Origin of the sequence: Mucilaginibacter sp. 14171R-50, assembly GCF_010093045.1 — a bacterium.
GTDB lineage: Bacteria > Bacteroidota > Bacteroidia > Sphingobacteriales > Sphingobacteriaceae > Mucilaginibacter.
Genome location: NZ_CP048115.1, coordinates 1,169,325 through 1,187,232, shown reverse-complemented (window position 1 = coordinate 1,187,232; position 17,908 = coordinate 1,169,325). Strand labels below are relative to the sequence as shown.

Below are 17,908 nucleotides of genomic sequence, written 5' to 3'. Positions count from 1 at the left end.
CAAATTATCCTTGAAAATTCAATCTGCACACCTGCATATTTTCACATCCGCATATTACCTTATTACAGAGCCATTTGGTATTTCATCGGCCGGGGCTACAAAGCTTAGCTTGCCTTCAGCATTTTCGGCCATCAGTATCATCCCTTGCGACATGATGCCTTTTATTTCGCGCGGTTCCAGATTTACCAATATGCTTACCTGCTTTCCAATAATAGCTTCCGGCTCGTAATGTTCGGCAATGCCCGATACTACGGTGCGCTGATCTATCCCGGTATCAATAGTCAGCTTCAACAATTTCTTGGTTTTTGCCACCTTTTCGGCAGTTAAGATAGTGCCTGTGCGGATATCCATCCCCACAAAATCATCAAAGGTAATATTGGCTTTTGCCGGGGCAATAACAGGCTTTTGCGCCACTGCCGATGCCGCTTTTTTATCTGCCAGTTTTTGGATCTGTTTATCTATTACCTCATCTTCCACTTTCTCAAACAATAGTGCAGCGGGGTTTAACTGATGGCCGTTCTCAAACGCCATTTCCTGGTCAAAGGTTATGGCATCTTTGTTCAGCATGCCAAATATTTTTGTGGCTGTGGCCGGTAAAAACGGCTGCAGGCAGGTAGCCAAATGGCCTATCAGTATAAGGCTATTATGCAGGGCATTTTTAGCCGCTTCAGGATTGGTTTTAATGGTTTTCCATGGCTCCTGCTCAGTTAGGTAACGGTTGCCAAGGCGCGCCATATCCATAACGCTCTGCAAGGCCGCGCGGAAACGGTACCCCTCCAGATTTTTGCCTAACTCATCGTAATATCCGCCTAACTCGGCATCTACTTTGGCATCGGTAAGCTTTATAGCGCCCCTATCGCTTTCTACCTTGCTATCATAATACTTGTGCATTAATATCATTACGCGGTTAACATAGTTACCCAAAATGGCAACCAGCTCGTTGTTTACACGTGCCTGGTAATCCCTCCAGGTAAATTCGCTGTCGCTGGTTTCGGGGAGTATCGATGTAAGCACATAACGCAACTCGTCCTGCTTACCGGGAAATTCTTCCAGGTATTCGTGCAGCCAAACCGCGTGGTTGCGCGATGTGGACAGCTTATCGCCCTCTAGGTTCAAAAACTCGTTAGCCGGTACGTTCTGCGGTAATATGTAATCGCCGTGGGCCTTTAAGATGGCCGGGAATATGATACAATGGAACACGATGTTATCCTTGCCAATAAAGTGCATCAGGCAGGCATCATCGGCGGTATCGGCCTGCTTTTTCCAATACTGCTGCCAGTCTTTCCCATTATCAATAGCCCATTGTTTGGTTGCCGATATATAGCCTATTGGCGCGTCCATCCACACATAAAGCTTTTTGCCTTTGGCTTCTTCCAACGGCACGTCGATACCCCAATCAAGGTCGCGGGTCATAGACCGGGGCTGCAGACCCGATTTTAACCACGAGCGGCATTGCCCAAATACATTTACCTTCCATTCGCCCTCTTTCTCGTCTATCCACTGCTCTAACCAGGGCTGATATTTATCCAACGGCAAATACCAATGCTTTGTGGGCTTTAAAACCGGTTTTTTATTGCTAAGGGTCGATATCGGGTCGATCAGATCGGTCGGGTTTAAGGATGTGCCACAGTTTTCGCACTGATCGCCGTAAGCCTTATCATAGCTGCAAACCGGGCAGGTACCGGTAATGTACCGGTCGGCCAGGAACTGGTCAAATTCATCATCATAATATTGCTCAGAATATTTCTCAATAAATTCACCTTTTTCGTACAAATTCAGAAAAAATTCCTGCGAAAGATCATGATGTATGGCCGACGATGTACGGTGGTAAATATCAAACGAGATCCCGAACTCCTCAAAGCTGCTTTTTATCTGGTTGTGGTATTTATCAATAATAGCCTGGGGCGTAGTGCCCTCTTTTTTTGCTTTTATCGTGATAGCCGCGCCGTGCTCGTCTGACCCGCAAATGTATACTACATCCTTTTTCATAAGCCGCAGGTAACGCACAAAAATATCTGCCGGCAGGTATGCCCCCGCCAAATGGCCAATATGCAGCGGCCCGTTTGCATAAGGCAATGCTGATGTTATGGTGTATCTTTTATATTTATTAAGTTGCGACATTAAACAGGGATGTTTATTAATTTGCAAAGATAATTTTTTTAAGTCAGAAAGTTGGGAAAGACGGAAAGTCCGAAAGACCGGATGACGAAAGTTATCAGCGCAAAAATCACATCGTTAATCTTTCGGACTTATGCCGACTTTCGGACTTTCGGGCACTTCAATTCCATACCTCAAAAAAGGCGACAAAGTTGCTATAACTTGTCCCGCCAAAAAGCTTCCCATCCCCATGACGGATGCTATAACCTTACTAACCGGCTGGGGGCTTGAAGTTATATTGGGCGAAACCGTAAATGCATCGTACCACCAGTTTGCCGGCGACGACGCTTTCAGGGCGGCCGACCTGCAGCATTTTATTGACGACGACAGCATCAAAGCTATTATTTGCGCACGTGGTGGGTATGGCACCATTCGTATGGTTGATATGGTCAATTTTAACCGCTTGCAAAACAGCCCAAAATGGGTGGTTGGTTTTAGTGATATTACCCTGTTGCACGCGCATATTATATCAAACTATAACCTGCCGTGCATTCACGGGCAAATGCCGCTGAACATACCTGATGCCTCTTCTTATTCGCTGGAAACACTAAGGAAAGCTTTATTTGGCGAAGCAATAAGTTACCGTATTGAACCGAACCCTTTGAACCGGCGCGGCGAATGCCAGGGCATATTGATTGGGGGCAACCTTTCATTATTATTGGCTGTATCCGGTTCTGTAAGCGATCTGGACTATAACGGTAAGATATTGTTTATTGAGGACGTTGGCGAATACCTTTACGCCATCGACCGTATGCTGCGCGCGCTTAAACGCGCCGGAAAGCTCAAACACCTTGCTGGACTTATTGCAGGCGGCTTTACCGACTTGAAAGATAACGACATCCCCTTTGGGCAAACGCTGCCCGAGATTGTTATGGATGTTGTTGCCGAATATGATTACCCGGTTTGCTTTGATTTTCCGGCGGGCCACATTTCAAATAACTGCAGCCTGATATTGGGCAAAACACTTCGGTTAGCAGTTGAAACAGATGTTGTTAATATTGATTATCCTAATAAATTGTAATATAGTTATGGCATACTTAAGCAGCTTAAATAATTACCGCAACACCGGCCTGCTCATTTTAAGGGTTGGATTGGGCGCAATGATGATTTTTCACGGATATCCAAAACTAACCGGCGGCACCGAAATGTGGGCGGGACTTGGCAGCTCAACCCAATATGTAGGCATACACTTTTGGCCTGTAATGTGGGGTTTTTTGGCGGCAATTACCGAAACACTTGGCGGTTTCCTGATACTGATAGGCTTTGCATTCAGGCCAGCCGCATTTTTTTTAATGCTAAACCTGGTAGTAGCAGCAGCCACCCATTTAGGCAAAGGCGACGGGCTGGACGGCGCAGCGCATGCCATTGAACTGGCCTTCGTATTTGCCGGGCTTACATTTGTAGGGCCCGGTAAGTATAGTGTAGATAAAAAATAGAGACCGCTTTGATAATTAATAATGCATGTGCATGCTGTTAATAGAGCCTGACACGATACATCCTAATCCAATCACACACTTGCTTATTATTTAACACATGTTAAAAAATGAGCAAAAAAACACATTGCAAAACCATCTCCATGTCGTATATTTAATTAATAAACAAATTGTTAACTTAAATTACTTATCATGAAAAAATCTCTTTTTTTATTCGGAAGTATGTTTTTGATGTTGCCTTTATTTTCGTTTACAGATGGGCAAAAGCAACCAATTAATTTAGTGAACCACCAAAATCAATTTATTTACGATGCCGGCTGGTTTTATAAAGATGGTCAAGCATACCATGCTTACACGAATACACAGTATGGTACGGTTGTAGCTTTATACAGAAGCCCTGGCGAAGGCAATCCTGATGGTACAGCAGTTACTACATTTTCGGGATACACGTACGATAAGCCTGGTTATGCTATTAATATAACCTTTACCGACGGTACTTCTAAAATGTATAACGACTTGGTAACTTATTGATCTCAGTCAAAAAGCAAAAAGGAGGCAAATTGCCTCCCTTTGCTTTACTCCTACTGTGAGTAATCTCTTATCTGGTCTAACGTTCCGCAACTACCCGAGTCAACATTTTACGCTTATTTAATAACTCCTACAATAAGCGATGAGTAAAAACGTGTACTCACAATGCCTCTAAACAATTTTGAAACTAAAAGTATAATGCATAAAAAAGCCCCGCTAATTTTTAGCGGGGCTTAATCTTAATGTTATGAATTCAATTATGGGCGTGGGCCTTGATAAGTATAGGTCTCATCAAAGGTTAACCTTTTAGCACCAAGTTGATACATAAAATACTTTACTTTAAAGGTTTTGGTTGCAGGGTCATACTCATTTACGCCACTAGGATCAAGCTCTGCAGAACGTTTATTGGCACCAGCTAACTGTCCATAAGCATTCTCGACCTTAATGATCTTGTTGGTTGCAGGGTCAAATGTAAACTCTGGAGAAAACGAACCATAGTAGCTTATATCGCCATTGGCATTATTTGTATAGAACAAGAAACCGTAAGTACCTAAATCTTCGTTGAATACATCAACTGTGCCTGCGCTGATGGTTTCAAGATCCGCTGTGTAAGGGAAATAGCCAGTATAAGCAGGGAAGCTTAAATCATGGTAGCTACCTGTAACCTTGTAAACACCATCGTATTTGTTTTTGGCACCAACGGATACTAATATAGTACCATAATTGCCGCTTACAGTTCCAGATGATACGGAAGCAATATGAAAGGGCAATGCATAAGACTTAGCAAAATCAAACTGGTCCGGTTTTACTGTTACAGTAAACTTGGCAAAATTCTCTCCTTTTTTAATTACGACCGAGCTCGGCATGCCAGAGAAGAATTCGGCTGGCAGCATTTCGTAATTTGCGTCCTTGTACTCGTTGTATGCGGCGATTTTATCCGCTCCATCGTTATCAAGATTAACAGTTATGTCTTCAGGGGCAGGAGCGCCTCCTGTATAACCAATTGTTAGTTCCAAAGTGGCACTAGGTACCACATCATACGATTTGGTATACAACGCCACAGGCGAGTTTACATCAGATGTAGGTGCTACAAACAAATTGGTTGAAAATTCAATCACTGGTGGTGAACCGCCCGGCGGAAGGTTAACCGGGCCATCTTTTAAACAAGATGTTAAGCTTGTTGTGCTAATGGCCAATAATAAAATGCCTAAATATTTTTTCATTTTCTTATATATTAAATATTAATTAAGATCCCAGAACAATTTCGAAGTGAAGTTATTTACCGCTGGAGGAACGTTTGCACTGTTCAATGCGTATTCGCTGCTTGGATATTGTATTCTAACAGGTAATTTATCAGGAGCTGTTGAAACCGAAATTGTTGAAGCAGCATTATGTGCCGGATCGCCAGTCGGATTCGATTTTGGGTAACCTGTTCTACGGTACTCATTAAACGCTTCGTTGGCATCGATCTGGTTTAACGCGATATATTTTTGCGTTATAATAGCCTCTAATTTTTGTGCCTCAGTAGTAGGAGTAGTTGTATTGTTTACAATATCCGTAACAGTAGTATACCTTACCAAGTAATTTTTAGAATTAGCCGAAATATATGCATTTGCATCATCATTAGCTTTGCTTTCTGAGTAACTGCCTGAATAAGCATTACTTTTGTCTTTATACAAATATCTGAAAGACGCTCTGATGCCTTCATTAAAATTATCCTGAGCTGTGGCCGGAGATCCTACTAAACCAACAAGATTTGCTTCTGCTTGTAAAAAGTAGCTTTCTGCAGCAAGCATTATTGGCTGACCCATAGAAGGGCCTTTTAATATACCAACCGCATCACCCGACGTACCTGTTGCAGTACCGATATACCACGCAGAGCCATTAGGGGCGTTAGGATTTGTTGAACTACCTAACTGACCGGTATATGAGGTTAAGCTTTTGTAGGTAACCGCACCGCGTGCAGGGTCAGATATTTTCTTGCCATCATAGAATCCTACCGCAAATGCTGTTGGCACTTGTTGAATACCTGCGGCCGAAGGGCTACCTGTTTCATTGTATGCCCACGTGTTCCACATTGGGTTTTGCTTGCCCGCGTTACCCGCTTGGTAGCCAGGTTGAACGATGGCATCTTTTGTGATAAAATCGGCGCCAGCAAGTTTAGCTTTTTCCGCGCTTATTACAGAAGCCATAGAAGTAACATCCTGAATACGAATAAGCATACGCAATTTGATGGTATTTGCAAATCTTTTCCATAATTGCATGTCACCACCAAATAAAACGTCGACGCTACCGGCAGACGCTGTTTTAATAGGAGTAGGTACCTCTGCAGTTGACATATCGATACTTTCTATCGCGGTGTTCAGCTGAGCAAATAAGTCTGTATAAATATCTTCTGCTTTGTCATATTTAGGTGCAATATTAGCAGCACCTTTTACCGCTTCTGTGTAAGGCACATCGCCGTAGATATCAACTAAACGCTGGTAAGCAAACGCACGCATAATTCGGGCGGCTGCGTTAAAATACCTATCTTTTCCATCAGCACTTGTCTTATCAACGATGTATTGCAGATCGTTGATGTTATCATAACTGTTACTGAACAAGTTGGTATAATCGGTAGTTGCATAGTTGTAGGTCGTTTGTGCACCAAACGCGCCGTAACCACCACCATTAGCTGTCATACCATTTGCGTATCCGGCAAAGCTGTTAAATTGAACGTGATATGCAGCAAACGAAACAATAGCTTGCGGTAAGATCAAATCGGGCGTAGCCGCCGTTGGATCATTTGGATTCGCATTGATATCCAAATATTTGTTACATGATGTGGCACTCACAACGAGTCCGCACACCATTAATATTTTAAATAATTTTTTCATGTTTTCTTAAGAATTAAAAGTTTACTGATACTGTAGCACCATAGTACCTTGTTGGAGGCGTTTGACCCAGGGTGTTAATACCAATAGCGTTTGAATCAGTAAAGCTATACTCAGGGTCTGTGTAGATGTTTGATTTCGGTAACCATAAGAATAGGTTACGGCCTTGCAAACCTACAGTAGCGCCTTTGATGTATTTACCATTACCGAACAATGATTTTGGCAGATCGTATTGTAATGATACTTCGCGCAGTTTCCAGGAAGCAGCGCTTGTTACATAGTTCGAAGCGATATTCAAGTTACGGTTGTTATCTGCGAAGAAACCGTTTGCACCATCAGCAACAGTAATGTTGGTATTGGCAACGTATTGGTTAGTAGCAGGGTCAAGGTAAGAAGAGTTAGGGAATACGAAACGTTCACGATCGTAATAAACTGTTCTTAAACCAGCACCTGAGAAGTCAAAGCTACCCGAGCTGTTGAAGATAACAAAGCCACCACGATACTCGGCTAATGCTGCAAAACGGAACGATTTGTAACGAAGCTCCACATTTAAACCTAAGCGGTCTTTTGGCTGAGTGTTACCAAGCTGAACCTGTACAGGATTAGCTGAAGGATATCCGGTAGTAGCATCAACAATAACACGGCCTTGATCATCGCGAAGATAGTCAGATCCCAATAACATTGGGTAAGGCTGGCCTTTAATAGCGTAAACCTGTGCGTTACCGCCTGTTGACAATGCAAGTTTCTCTATTTGATCAGAAATGTACGCTACTTTGTTTGTAACGTGGGTATAGTTAGCACCTAAAGTCAAGGTCCAGCCACTTGCTGTTCTTAATGGAGTGATAAATAAGGCAGTTTCAATACCGTTATTGTCAACACGACCGGTATTTACCAGGTAACTTGAGAAACCAGATGCGGTAGACAAACCTGCAGGTACTGTTTGGTTGGTTGTTTGGGTTGAGTAGTATGTAGCACTTGCCGTTACACGGTTATCGATCAAATCGGCATCAAAACCAAACTCGTAACCTTTCGTGATCTCGGGCCTTAATGAATTTGATACTACACGACCAGAGAAGCCATAACCCGGGCCGGTGCTGTATGGGTAACCATTAGATTGTGAGAAAGTAGTGTTAAGCGCATAGGGATCGATATTGGCCTGACCAACTTTAGATACACCAGCCCTTATTTTTAAGGCATTAAGGACATTGCTGCCTTTTAACGACTCGATCAAGTTAGTCGGCGTAAACGCAACGTCCGCCGCAGGGTAAAAGAACGAACGGTTTTCAGGAGCTAATACTGATAACCAGTCGTTACGGCCGGTAACGTGCAAAGTCAGGTAATCTTCATACGATAACTTTAAGTCACCGTATATTGACTGCTGACGACGACGTGCGTCAAATTGGGTACCGCCAGTATTAGCGGTGTAACGTTGATTAACATTTAACAGGTCGCGCTGTATCAAACCAGACGCGTTTATCGTTTGAGTCTGCCCGTTGTTATCCCGGATACCTGCACCTGCAGTAAAGGTTACATTTAATTTATTGTAACGTTTATCAAATGTGGCAAGGAAATCAGATACTAACTGGGTGGCAAAATTACTGCCGTTCTCAACGCTACCGGGAATATCATTCCTTTTTACAGAAGCAGTAGCAATAGATTTTGTGTAAGCATCTAACACAAATTTGTTAGTATAGCTTTTGTATGACTGGTTAGAAGCAGTGATACCTACACGGCCGGTAAAGGTTAACCAGCTGATCGGGTTCCACTTTAACTCAGTTTGACCAACAAAGTAATCGTTCCTTATGTTCTGACGGTTGTTGTCGATAGTGAAATAAGGGTTTGGATAGTACTCATTGTAATAGTTGTTGGGGTTAGCCCAAATGTTATTCTGCCAATCTTTATAATCTGTTATATTGATGTGCGGTGGAGTTTGCAACAATTGGTCATAAACACTAGCGGTTTGGGTGGTAGTGTTGTACCTGTTTTGTACGTAGTTAGCGCTGTAGGTAACGTTTATACGATCGTTGATCTTACGTGTACCGTTAGCACGGATAGAAGCACGGTTGTATGCATCATTAGGAGTAGTACCTTTTTGAGTTACATACTGGCCAGACAAGTAAAAAGTTGAACTTTCGCTACCTGAAGATAACGCAATGTCAGTTTGGTTTAACACACCAGTGTTCCAGAACTGATTTTTACCATCATTAGCTGCATAACGTACCTTTTGGATAGTACCATCAGGCAGCGGGCGACCAATTTCAACAATTGAACCGTCAAACCTTGGGCCGTACTGCTGGTTTTCGAAAGGTATGTACAACTGAACATCAGTGTTTGAACCAGAACCAAACTCAGTTTGAGTTTTTGGATTGTAGCTTACGTGCTCAAAGCTGGTCGAGTTTGACACTCTAATGGTGGTTTCGCCTTTTTTACCTTTTTTGGTAGTGATCAATAACGCACCGTTCGATGCATCCGAACCGTAAAGGGCGGCTGCACCGGCACCGTTTAACACCTGGATATCTTCGATATCCTCAGGGTTAATGTTACCTAAAATGCTGCTTGGAACAATAACGTTATCTATAACCACCAGGGCCTGGTTGTTACCAAGTAACGAACGGTTACCACGTAATACCAAACGAACGGTTGGGTTAACACCCGAGCCCACTGTATTTACCTGCAAACCCGCTACTTTACCAGATAAGGCCGCACCAACGTTGGTGGCTTTACCCTGAGTAAGCTCTCTTGCTTTTACAGTAGTTGAGGCATAACCTTGTTCACGGCGTTTTACAGCCAAACCACCCGCAGACTGTACGATAACCTCGCTCAGTTGGTTTGCGGTAGCAGAAAGCACCACGGTCATGTTATTGCCGGCGCCAATGTTAACTTCCTGCCTTTGGAAACCAATGAAAGAGAAGCTTAATGATTTTGCCGTAGCAGGCACGCTTAATGAGAATTTACCGGAAGCATTGGTTTGAGTTCCAACTGAAGTTCCGGTTACTGTAACACTTACCCCTGGTAACGGAAGACCGTCATCCTTTGAAGTAACTGTACCAGTAATTGTACGATTTTGTGCATATACCTGTGTTATGCATAACATCAGGAAACACAAACTTACTAGTAGAAGTTTTTTCATGTTTGTTAATAATAAGATCAGTTAATAGTTAATTAATCATAAAAGTAGTGTTACGCTATCAATAAATCAAATTAAAAAATGAAAAAAGATACTTTTTATTGAAATAATTTGAAAAAAATAAAAAAAAGATAAAAAATACAGTACTATGTATTGCATAATACATTTTAAAACATATATCTTTGTATTATGATTGTCGAAAACACACAAACCCAAATGAGGAAAGGCATACTGGAGTATTGCATACTTTCCATTATAGCGAAGGGTGAGATCTATGCCTCGGATATCATATCTGAGTTAAAGAAGGCCCGGCTGCTTGTAGTTGAGGGTACATTATACCCCCTGCTTACCCGTTTAAAAAATAATGGCTTGCTTGCATACAACTGGGTGGAATCCACCTCGGGGCCCCCGCGTAAGTACTATGTGCTTAGCGAAGAAGGGCGCAAAGTGCTTGAACAGCTTGACGGAACCTGGCACGAACTCGCTTTTGCCGTACAAACCGCTATAGGCGACAGACATAACAATAACCAATAATATCACTCATCATGAATAAAACTATCATCATAAATATAAACGGCATCGTTTTTCATATAGAAGAAGATGCTTACGAGATACTTAAAAACTACATGACCGATGTACAGCGGCATTTTTTGAACTCGGCCGACAGCCTCGAGATCACTACTGATATCGAGAACCGCATAGCAGAAATGTTTAACGAAATACTGCTGAGAGAAGGTAAACAGGTTATTGTTTTGCAGGATGTGAAAACGGTTGTACAACAAATGGGATCGGTTGAGGACTTTGAAATGGAGGAAGAGGGCGCAAAACCACACGCACAACCCGCGTTTGGTTACGGTACCGAACCTCGCCGCCTGTTCCGCGACCCAGATGACCACCTGGTGGCAGGCGTTTGCTCGGGCATTGCCAACTATTTTGATTTCAACCCGGTTTGGGTGCGCTTGTTGTTCGTTCTTTCGCTCATATTCTTCGGAACTGGTTTTGTATTATATGTAATACTATGGATTGTTGTGCCTAAGGCCGTTACGCGCGCTGATCGGATGGCCATGAAGGGTCAAAAGCTGGACCTGCAGGGCTTTAAAAACAATTTTGAAGAAGAGATAAGCGGATTACGCAATAATATAGCAAATATGCATCACGAGGCGCGCCCCCTTATATACAGAACCCGTGATTTTGCAGGCGATGTATTTGGCCACTTTGGCAACTTTTTGGGTGGGGCCGGTAAAGTTATAGGTAAGCTGGTAGCAATCGCACTGATAGCAAGCTGCTTTGCCGGGATAGTCGCGCTTATTATATTATTGATATCGGCGTTTGTTTATGGCAACCATAATATAGGTATTTACCATATATTCCCTTTTAACATTACCAGCGAGCATGTTAACAACATATTTATAGTGTGCGCTGTACTTATGGGCATTATACCTTTGCTGGCCATAATATTAACAATTATAAATGTAGTGTTTAAAGGCAATGTGATAAACCGCACCGCAGGCTCTGCGTTGCTAATGACCTGGATAGTGGCATTAAGCATTGTTATTTACTACGTTGCCAAAACATCGTCAAACTTTAAAGAATATGCCAGCTTTAGCCAAACCATAAATATAAAGCCATCGGCCGACAGCACTTATTACCTGAAGCTGAACGATATTAAATACCTGACCAGGGAAGACAGTATTCGCCTTAAGGTTAAAGAAGATTTTAGCGGTCGGGTTATTTTAGATGATGATGAAGATAACGACATGGATATGCCCGACAAGAATATCGATATTTTTATCGAAAAAAGCGATGTGCCGCAGCCTGTGTTGGTCGAATCGTTCAGTGCACGTGGCAGCGATTATGAAGAGGCGCTTTCAAACGCACGCGGCACAAGCTACCAGTTTAAACAAGAAGGCAACGTGCTAAAGTTTAACCGCCGCCTCGAAAAACAGGCCGACAAGCTTTGGAGGGCCCAGCGATTACATCTTACGCTTAAAATACCACTTAATTCAAAAGTAGTTATAGACGAACAGATAGACCGCTTTGTTAGGGATGTGGATGTTTGGCAATGCAAACAGGTAAACAAAAAGGACAATGCATCTGATGTTAAGTTTATCATGACAGATAACGGGCTGCAATGCAAGGTTGACACCCTGGTACTACCTCACAAACAAAAAGCTGCCGCCGATAGTGCAGCTGTGGATACCGCACAATAATGAAACCCATTATAAAATATATAAGCCTGCTATTATTTAGCGGGCTTATATTACCGTTTTATAATTCAACGCGGCATCAAAATGCAATTGCACCGGGCAAAAGTAAAGCTGCCTTAACTAAGCATAGCTCGCGCCCGGCCGATAGTGTTGCAACGCAATACTTTATATATAAGGATATTGCAGATATGCTTTTCCCCAATATCACAAATTGAAAATTTTGTGTAACCTTTTACTGCAGTTTGCCATCTTAATATAAAACGAAAATCACATGCCTGTTACACGGCCGGCATACCACATAAACCATATACCTATGCAAATACTTACACCAGCTACCATCTAACCTGCGCGGATAACCGCCACACAAACTAATTTTTATCCAACCCAAAAAAACGAAGGCATATCCTTCGCGGGGCTTTTATTGCCTAAATTTTTTATTCATGAAACAACAAACTATTAAAATACTATATCTCCTGCTCCTGCTATTATCCGCCGCTACCGTAAATGCACAACAAGCCAGGCCAACCGCCAGCGTAGCGGGCACGTTACAGAACGAGCAGGCAAAACCTGTGGATTACGCTACAATAACCTTGTTAAGGGCCAAAGATTCAGCGGTAGTTAAAGGCACGCTTACAAACGATGCCGGTAACTATGTAATAGATCATATCATGCCGGGCAAGTATATTGTTAAGGCAACAAACGTTGGCTACCACCCGGCTTTTAGCCCGGCATTCGAGGTAACGGCCGACCAAACGCAGGTTAGTGCGCCCTTACTAAAAATGGAGCAAAACAGCCGTAGCCTGCAAGGCGTAACCGTAACTTCATCAAAACCCCTTATTGAGCGCAAGCTCGACCGCACGGTGATGAACGTAGAGAATAGCGTGCTTGCCGCGGGTAACTCTGCCTTAGAGATATTGGAACGCGCCCCTGGAGTTACTATTGATAAAGACGACAATATAACCCTGAAGGGCAAACAGGGCGTTACCGTGATGATAAATGATAAGCTTACGTACCTGTCGTCAACACAATTGGCGGCCTTACTGCGGTCTACCGATGGCACGACGATACAATCTATAGAGATCATCACCAACCCTTCTGCAAAATACGATGCTTCGGGCAATTCGGGTATCATCAACATCAAATTAAAAAAGAACAAGCAAAGCGGCACAAACGGCAGTATAACGGCCGGCGCTGCATATGGCAAAAACTTTAGAGATAACACCAGTCTTAACCTGAACCATAAAGTTGGCAACCTGAATGTATTTGGCACGCTTAGTCGTGGTGATGTGACCCGTCAGAATGTAATTGACATTAACCGCACCGTGGTGAGCGGGCCAACCACAACTTATTTTATGCAAAACACACTTATGAAAAGAACGGTACATTATAATAATTACCGTGTAGGGGCCGATTACACCACTTCGGCTAAAAACACCTTAGGTTTTGTTGTAAGCGGCGATTACACTAACGAATATAATAACAACAAAAGCGTTACCAATATCGGGTCAACACCGGTTGTTTTAGATTCGGTACAACATACGCCCTCAACCATTAACCAAACTTACCGTAACATTGCTATAAACCTGAATGACAAGCTGGTTATAGATACTAACGGCCAGGAATTGAGTATAGACCTGGATTACTCAAAATTCAAAAACAACTCATTTGCCAATAACGATACATACTTTTTCCTGCCCGATGGCAGCGTACAGCACCCGGCTTTATTTTTACGTAATCAAACACCTTCAAACATCACCATATACACCGGCAAGGCCGATTATACCTATCCTATTAATAAAAACTTAAAACTGGAAGCCGGAGTGAAGGCAAGCTCGGTAAAAACCGATAACGACCTGCGTGCCGAAATTGAGAAGGGTGGTACATTTATAAACGATGTTTCGCGCACTAACCGCTTTATTTATGACGAAAGGGTGAGCGCGGCTTATGTAAACCTGGGGCAAACGTTTAAGAACACATCTGTGCAGGTGGGTTTACGTGCAGAAAATACTGTATCAACAGGTAACCTGATAACCAATAGCCAGGTAGTGCACCGGTCATACCTCGATTTCTTCCCCAGCTTATTCGTTAATCAAACGCTGTCGGCCAAACACGAATTAGGGTTTAACTTCAGCAGGCGTATAGACAGACCGAATTACGACAACCTGAACCCATTTGTGTACTACCTTGACCAGTACACCTATGAAAAAGGAAATCCTTTCCTTAAGCCGCAATACACCAACTCATTCGAGCTTAATTACACCTACAATAAAACTATTAACGTTACTTTGGGCTATAGCCACACTACTGACGCGAGCGTGGATGTATTATACACCGATACAGTAAAAAAGGCGACATTCCAGACAAACGAAAACCTGCAGACACAAAACAACTATAACATTAATATCAACACCCCTTATACCATTGCCAAATGGTGGACAGGAAACGTAGATGTTACCGGGTTTTATCAAAAGTTTAAGTCGGCAGGGTTGTTTGGCGGCACGCTTAACAATGGGCAGGCCGCTTTTCAGGGCCGTACCACCCAAACATTCATTGTCCCCGGATACAAATTTGAGGTATCAGCCTTTTATCAATCAGCGGTAAGCTATAGCATATTTAAGATCAAACCGCAATACTCCGTTGATGCCGGGGTAAGCCATTCTTTCTATAAAAAGAAAATGAACATCAAATTAGCCGTATCAGATATATTTGATACACGCAAAAACAGGGTAGCCACTAATTATACCAGTACAAACCTTAACCTGGTACAAAAGAACGAAACCCGGCTGGCGCGAATAACCTTTACCTACAACTTTGGCAACAGCAAAATAAAAGCCCGCCAGCACAGAACCGGCGCCGAAGATGAAAAAGGCAGGGTTAAAAGCGGTAATTAGAGATTCACGAAATCAAGACATAAGAGTCAAGACCAAAAAAGCCACCTTATAATAAGGTGGCTTTTTTAACGCTTTAAAGTCTTGATTCCTGATTCTAATGTTCTTGCCTCCCTTTCTTACTGCCCTACCATAAACACGGCATTGCTAAACAACAATTTACCATTTTCCCAGAAACTGCGGAACAAGGGGTCGTCCACAAGATAAACAACCGAACCACGACCTAAAGATTGCACACCAAGCAACAGGCCGCTGTTTAGCTTCTGTTTAGATTGCACGCCAGCAAAGCCGGCCACGTAACTATTTTTTTCGATTGTGCCAACGTTCCAGTCGTCTTCGCCAAGCAGTTCGTAAATATCATCGCTAAGCTTTAATGAGTAGTAATAATTGGGGAAACCAAATGCAAGCGGGTGTGTATTATCCATATTTAGCTTAAATATAGCGCCCGGAATGCTCGAGCGGATGGCATCCCGGTTACGGTCAGCATATATTTTTATGACCGGTTTGGATTTCGCATCCACCTTATCGTCTTTTTTGTTTTCCTTCTTCTTGATGTTAAATCCCTTTTTCTCAACCAGAGCGGCAACGGCGTTTTCTATAGCTATCAGTTTGCCGCCATCCCGTATCCAGCTCTGCAAATTGTCTGAAGACAGGTCGTTATACCTTCCGTCGGGCATAACGATCACATCAAAATCGTTAAGTTTTATACGGTTGATGTCCTGGTACCTGATCAGGCTAACCGGATAACCTATTTGCTGCTCAAAAAAGTGCCATACCTCGCCCATCGCTTCCGAGTTGATACCATCGCCGGAAACCAGCGCTACGCGCGGCTGGCGTATAAAGCGTACATCATCCGACCCAATATCCGACCCTTTATCAACAAAGCCCGACGATAGCGGCGTAATTTCGTGGCCCATATCAGCGGCGGTTTGGGTAACCACCCGGTCAAAATCAATCTTCTCGTTGCCTGCACGGGTTATTAATAACGACCCGGCCGTAAATTTTTTACCTGCTGCCTCAAAAGGGATTTCGGCGTAGCGTACCTTAATTTTTTTCTTAAGCAGCGCCGAAAGGAACCTTACATCGGCAATTGACTGCCACGCCGAAACATAAGCATATGCTCTGGTGTTGGTAATCGGCTGCGGCTTGGGTACACTCCAGCTGCTTGCCGACGGCTTATACGATTCTTTTATACCGTAGGCTTTCAACCCATAGGCATAAGGCAGCGCCCATGCGGTAATATCGTACGTAGCCGAATCGGGGATAAAGGTTTTAGGCTCCAAAAGCACATGCAGCAATACCGATTTTGGCTGATAGGCGTTCACCACCAAATCATTGGGGTTTACAGTATACTGCTCGGTTGCTCCGGTAAAATAATTATACCCGGTTATTGACTTATTGTTTAAACCATAACCATACTGTATCCCGTTGCGGGCGAACATCTTAGCCATCTCGTTCACCTTCTCGTTATTGTCGTTTTTAATCACGTAGGTTTTATACACGCCAGGCGGGTTTTGGCGGCTGTTATCGTAAAACTTTTTAAACTCATCTACCACCTTTGTTGCGTTTTGCGATACTATTTCAACCGTACTTAACCCGGTAGTACGGTGGTGTGCTATCCGCTGCGCCAAGGTAAGTGTATCGCCATTACGGGTAACAACGGCCAGGCCGGCGCCTATACCCCCCTGTTCGTAAGTCATCCCTATCGAACCGCTGTATAACGGATAGGTATCGCCATACGATGGATAGAGCAGGTCAAATTCCTGTTTGGTAAAATACATCCACCCGTTTTCGTCAAAATGCCTGGCATTATTTTTCCCAATAGTGACCTGAAAATCTCGCTGCCACTGGGTTATATCCTTATGATAAGGCTCGGCTGCGGGTGCAAAATAATACGGGTTATTATATCCCTGCTCATGAAAGTCAACATGCACCTGGGGCAGCCACCGGTTAAACAGGGCCACGCGCGCCTGTGTTTCCTTTTGTGCCTGCCACGCCCAGTCGCGGTTAAGATCAAAGTAATAATGGTTCACACGTCCGCCCGGCCAGGGTTCCAGGTGCTCGCGCGAGGTGGGGCTGGCATCGGGCAACATACCGCGTACCGAGTTATAAAAATTGGTATAACGGTCGCGCCCATCCGGGTTAAGGCACGGATCTATAACCACCACGCTGTTTTTTAACCACTCTTTAGTTGCGGTGTTGGCAGGGTCAACAAGGTCAAACAAAGTCCACATGGCGGCTTCGCTTGATGCCGGCTCATTACCGTGTACATTATAACTTAGCCAGGTTATCGCGGGTTGGTTGGGCATGATAGTCCCGTTTTCCATCCCGGCAAGGCGCAGGTTGTTCTGGCGTATCTCTTCCAGCCGTTTAATATTATCATCAGATGCAATGAACATGGCTATAAGCGGCCGGCCCTCGTTGGTGATGCCAAATTGCTGCAGCTTCACATTACCGGCAACGCCCGAAACGTATTTAAAATATTCTACCACCCGGTAATGGGGCGTAAATTTTTCGCCGGCCCGGTAGCCCAAAAACTCGGCGGGCGATTGTATATGCTGTGCCGAAACGCTTTGGCAGCAAAGCGCGATAATTACTATAACGAATAGTCTTTTTAACATGGATAAAATGCTTAGATCAGTAAAGGCTAATCTAAATATATTTTTTTGACGTTTCATCATCAGGCTATTAATTC

At 43.5% G+C, this 17,908-nt stretch carries 11 protein-coding genes; 6 read left to right on the top strand and 5 right to left on the bottom strand.

Going from position 1 to position 17,908, the window contains the following annotated elements; genetic code table 11:
• Positions 1-54 precede the first annotated feature (54 nt).
• Positions 55-2,121 carry a methionine--tRNA ligase gene (metG, locus tag GWR56_RS05400; RefSeq protein ID WP_162430126.1) on the bottom strand — a complete coding sequence of 689 codons (2,067 nt, stop codon included), beginning with the start codon at positions 2,119-2,121 and terminating at the stop codon, positions 55-57.
• A 130-nt stretch (positions 2,122-2,251) separates the two neighbouring features.
• Between metG and GWR56_RS05395 the strand changes: the two genes are divergently transcribed.
• The 3 genes from GWR56_RS05395 (at position 2,252) to GWR56_RS05385 (ending at position 4,121) form a co-directional block, all read left to right on the top strand.
• Positions 2,252-3,178 carry an LD-carboxypeptidase gene (locus GWR56_RS05395; protein ID WP_162430125.1) on the top strand — a complete coding sequence of 309 codons (927 nt, stop codon included), beginning with the start codon at positions 2,252-2,254 and terminating at the stop codon, positions 3,176-3,178.
• Positions 3,179-3,185: 7 nt separating this feature from the next.
• On the top strand, positions 3,186-3,593 hold the full coding sequence (locus tag GWR56_RS05390) for a DoxX family protein (RefSeq protein ID WP_162430124.1): 408 nt from the start codon (positions 3,186-3,188) through the stop codon (positions 3,591-3,593).
• A 189-nt stretch (positions 3,594-3,782) separates the two neighbouring features.
• A complete protein-coding gene (locus GWR56_RS05385; RefSeq protein ID WP_162430123.1) occupies positions 3,783-4,121 on the top strand; it encodes a hypothetical protein in 339 nt (112 codons plus the stop codon).
• A gap of 254 nt (positions 4,122-4,375) precedes the next feature.
• On the opposite strand, the gene GWR56_RS05380 is transcribed toward GWR56_RS05385, so the two are convergent.
• The 3 genes from GWR56_RS05380 to GWR56_RS05370 are packed head-to-tail and all read right to left on the bottom strand — an operon-like array spanning position 4,376 to position 10,121.
• Positions 4,376-5,341, bottom strand: a complete 966-nt coding sequence (locus GWR56_RS05380; protein WP_162430122.1) for a DUF1735 domain-containing protein — start codon at positions 5,339-5,341, stop codon at positions 4,376-4,378.
• A gap of 18 nt (positions 5,342-5,359) precedes the next feature.
• Positions 5,360-6,994, bottom strand: coding sequence for a SusD/RagB family nutrient-binding outer membrane lipoprotein (locus tag GWR56_RS05375; protein WP_162430121.1), 1,635 nt, complete (start codon positions 6,992-6,994; stop codon positions 5,360-5,362).
• 13 nt (positions 6,995-7,007) lie between these two features.
• Positions 7,008-10,121, bottom strand: a complete 3,114-nt coding sequence (locus tag GWR56_RS05370) for a SusC/RagA family TonB-linked outer membrane protein (protein WP_162430120.1) — start codon at positions 10,119-10,121, stop codon at positions 7,008-7,010.
• A gap of 186 nt (positions 10,122-10,307) precedes the next feature.
• On the opposite strand from GWR56_RS05370, the gene GWR56_RS05365 reads away from it, so the two are divergent.
• From GWR56_RS05365 to GWR56_RS05355, 3 genes are all read left to right on the top strand, one after another.
• The gene (locus GWR56_RS05365; protein WP_162430119.1) at positions 10,308-10,652 is read left to right on the top strand and encodes a PadR family transcriptional regulator; all 345 of its coding nucleotides are present in this window, start codon (positions 10,308-10,310) and stop codon (positions 10,650-10,652) included.
• An 11-nt stretch (positions 10,653-10,663) separates the two neighbouring features.
• Complete coding sequence (locus tag GWR56_RS05360) at positions 10,664-12,328, top strand: PspC domain-containing protein (RefSeq protein WP_162430118.1); 1,665 nt, start codon at positions 10,664-10,666, stop codon at positions 12,326-12,328.
• Between the two features lie 437 nt (positions 12,329-12,765).
• Positions 12,766-15,216 (top strand): outer membrane beta-barrel family protein, encoded by a 2,451-nt coding sequence (locus GWR56_RS05355; RefSeq protein WP_162430117.1) that lies wholly within the window; start codon positions 12,766-12,768, stop codon positions 15,214-15,216.
• Positions 15,217-15,332: 116 nt separating this feature from the next.
• On the opposite strand, the gene GWR56_RS05350 is transcribed toward GWR56_RS05355, so the two are convergent.
• On the bottom strand, positions 15,333-17,834 hold the full coding sequence (locus GWR56_RS05350; RefSeq protein WP_162430116.1) for a M14 family metallopeptidase: 2,502 nt from the start codon (positions 17,832-17,834) through the stop codon (positions 15,333-15,335).
• Positions 17,835-17,908 lie beyond the last annotated feature (74 nt).

What these genes read in the sequence shown, in the direction of transcription:
- GWR56_RS05375 (WP_162430121.1), bottom strand. Translation starts at nt 6,994, where the DNA reads ATGAAAAAATTATTTAAAATATTAATGGTGTGCGGACTCGTTGTGAGT.
- GWR56_RS05385 (WP_162430123.1), top strand. Translation starts at nt 3,783, where the DNA reads ATGAAAAAATCTCTTTTTTTATTCGGAAGTATGTTTTTGATGTTGCCT.
- GWR56_RS05380 (WP_162430122.1), bottom strand. Translation starts at nt 5,341, where the DNA reads ATGAAAAAATATTTAGGCATTTTATTATTGGCCATTAGCACAACAAGC.
- GWR56_RS05355 (WP_162430117.1), top strand. Translation starts at nt 12,766, where the DNA reads ATGAAACAACAAACTATTAAAATACTATATCTCCTGCTCCTGCTATTA.
- GWR56_RS05370 (WP_162430120.1), bottom strand. Translation starts at nt 10,121, where the DNA reads ATGAAAAAACTTCTACTAGTAAGTTTGTGTTTCCTGATGTTATGCATA.
- GWR56_RS05365 (WP_162430119.1), top strand. Translation starts at nt 10,308, where the DNA reads ATGATTGTCGAAAACACACAAACCCAAATGAGGAAAGGCATACTGGAG.
- GWR56_RS05350 (WP_162430116.1), bottom strand. Translation starts at nt 17,834, where the DNA reads ATGTTAAAAAGACTATTCGTTATAGTAATTATCGCGCTTTGCTGCCAA.
- GWR56_RS05395 (WP_162430125.1), top strand. Translation starts at nt 2,252, where the DNA reads ATGCCGACTTTCGGACTTTCGGGCACTTCAATTCCATACCTCAAAAAA.
- GWR56_RS05360 (WP_162430118.1), top strand. Translation starts at nt 10,664, where the DNA reads ATGAATAAAACTATCATCATAAATATAAACGGCATCGTTTTTCATATA.
- GWR56_RS05390 (WP_162430124.1), top strand. Translation starts at nt 3,186, where the DNA reads ATGGCATACTTAAGCAGCTTAAATAATTACCGCAACACCGGCCTGCTC.
- metG (WP_162430126.1), bottom strand. Translation starts at nt 2,121, where the DNA reads ATGTCGCAACTTAATAAATATAAAAGATACACCATAACATCAGCATTG.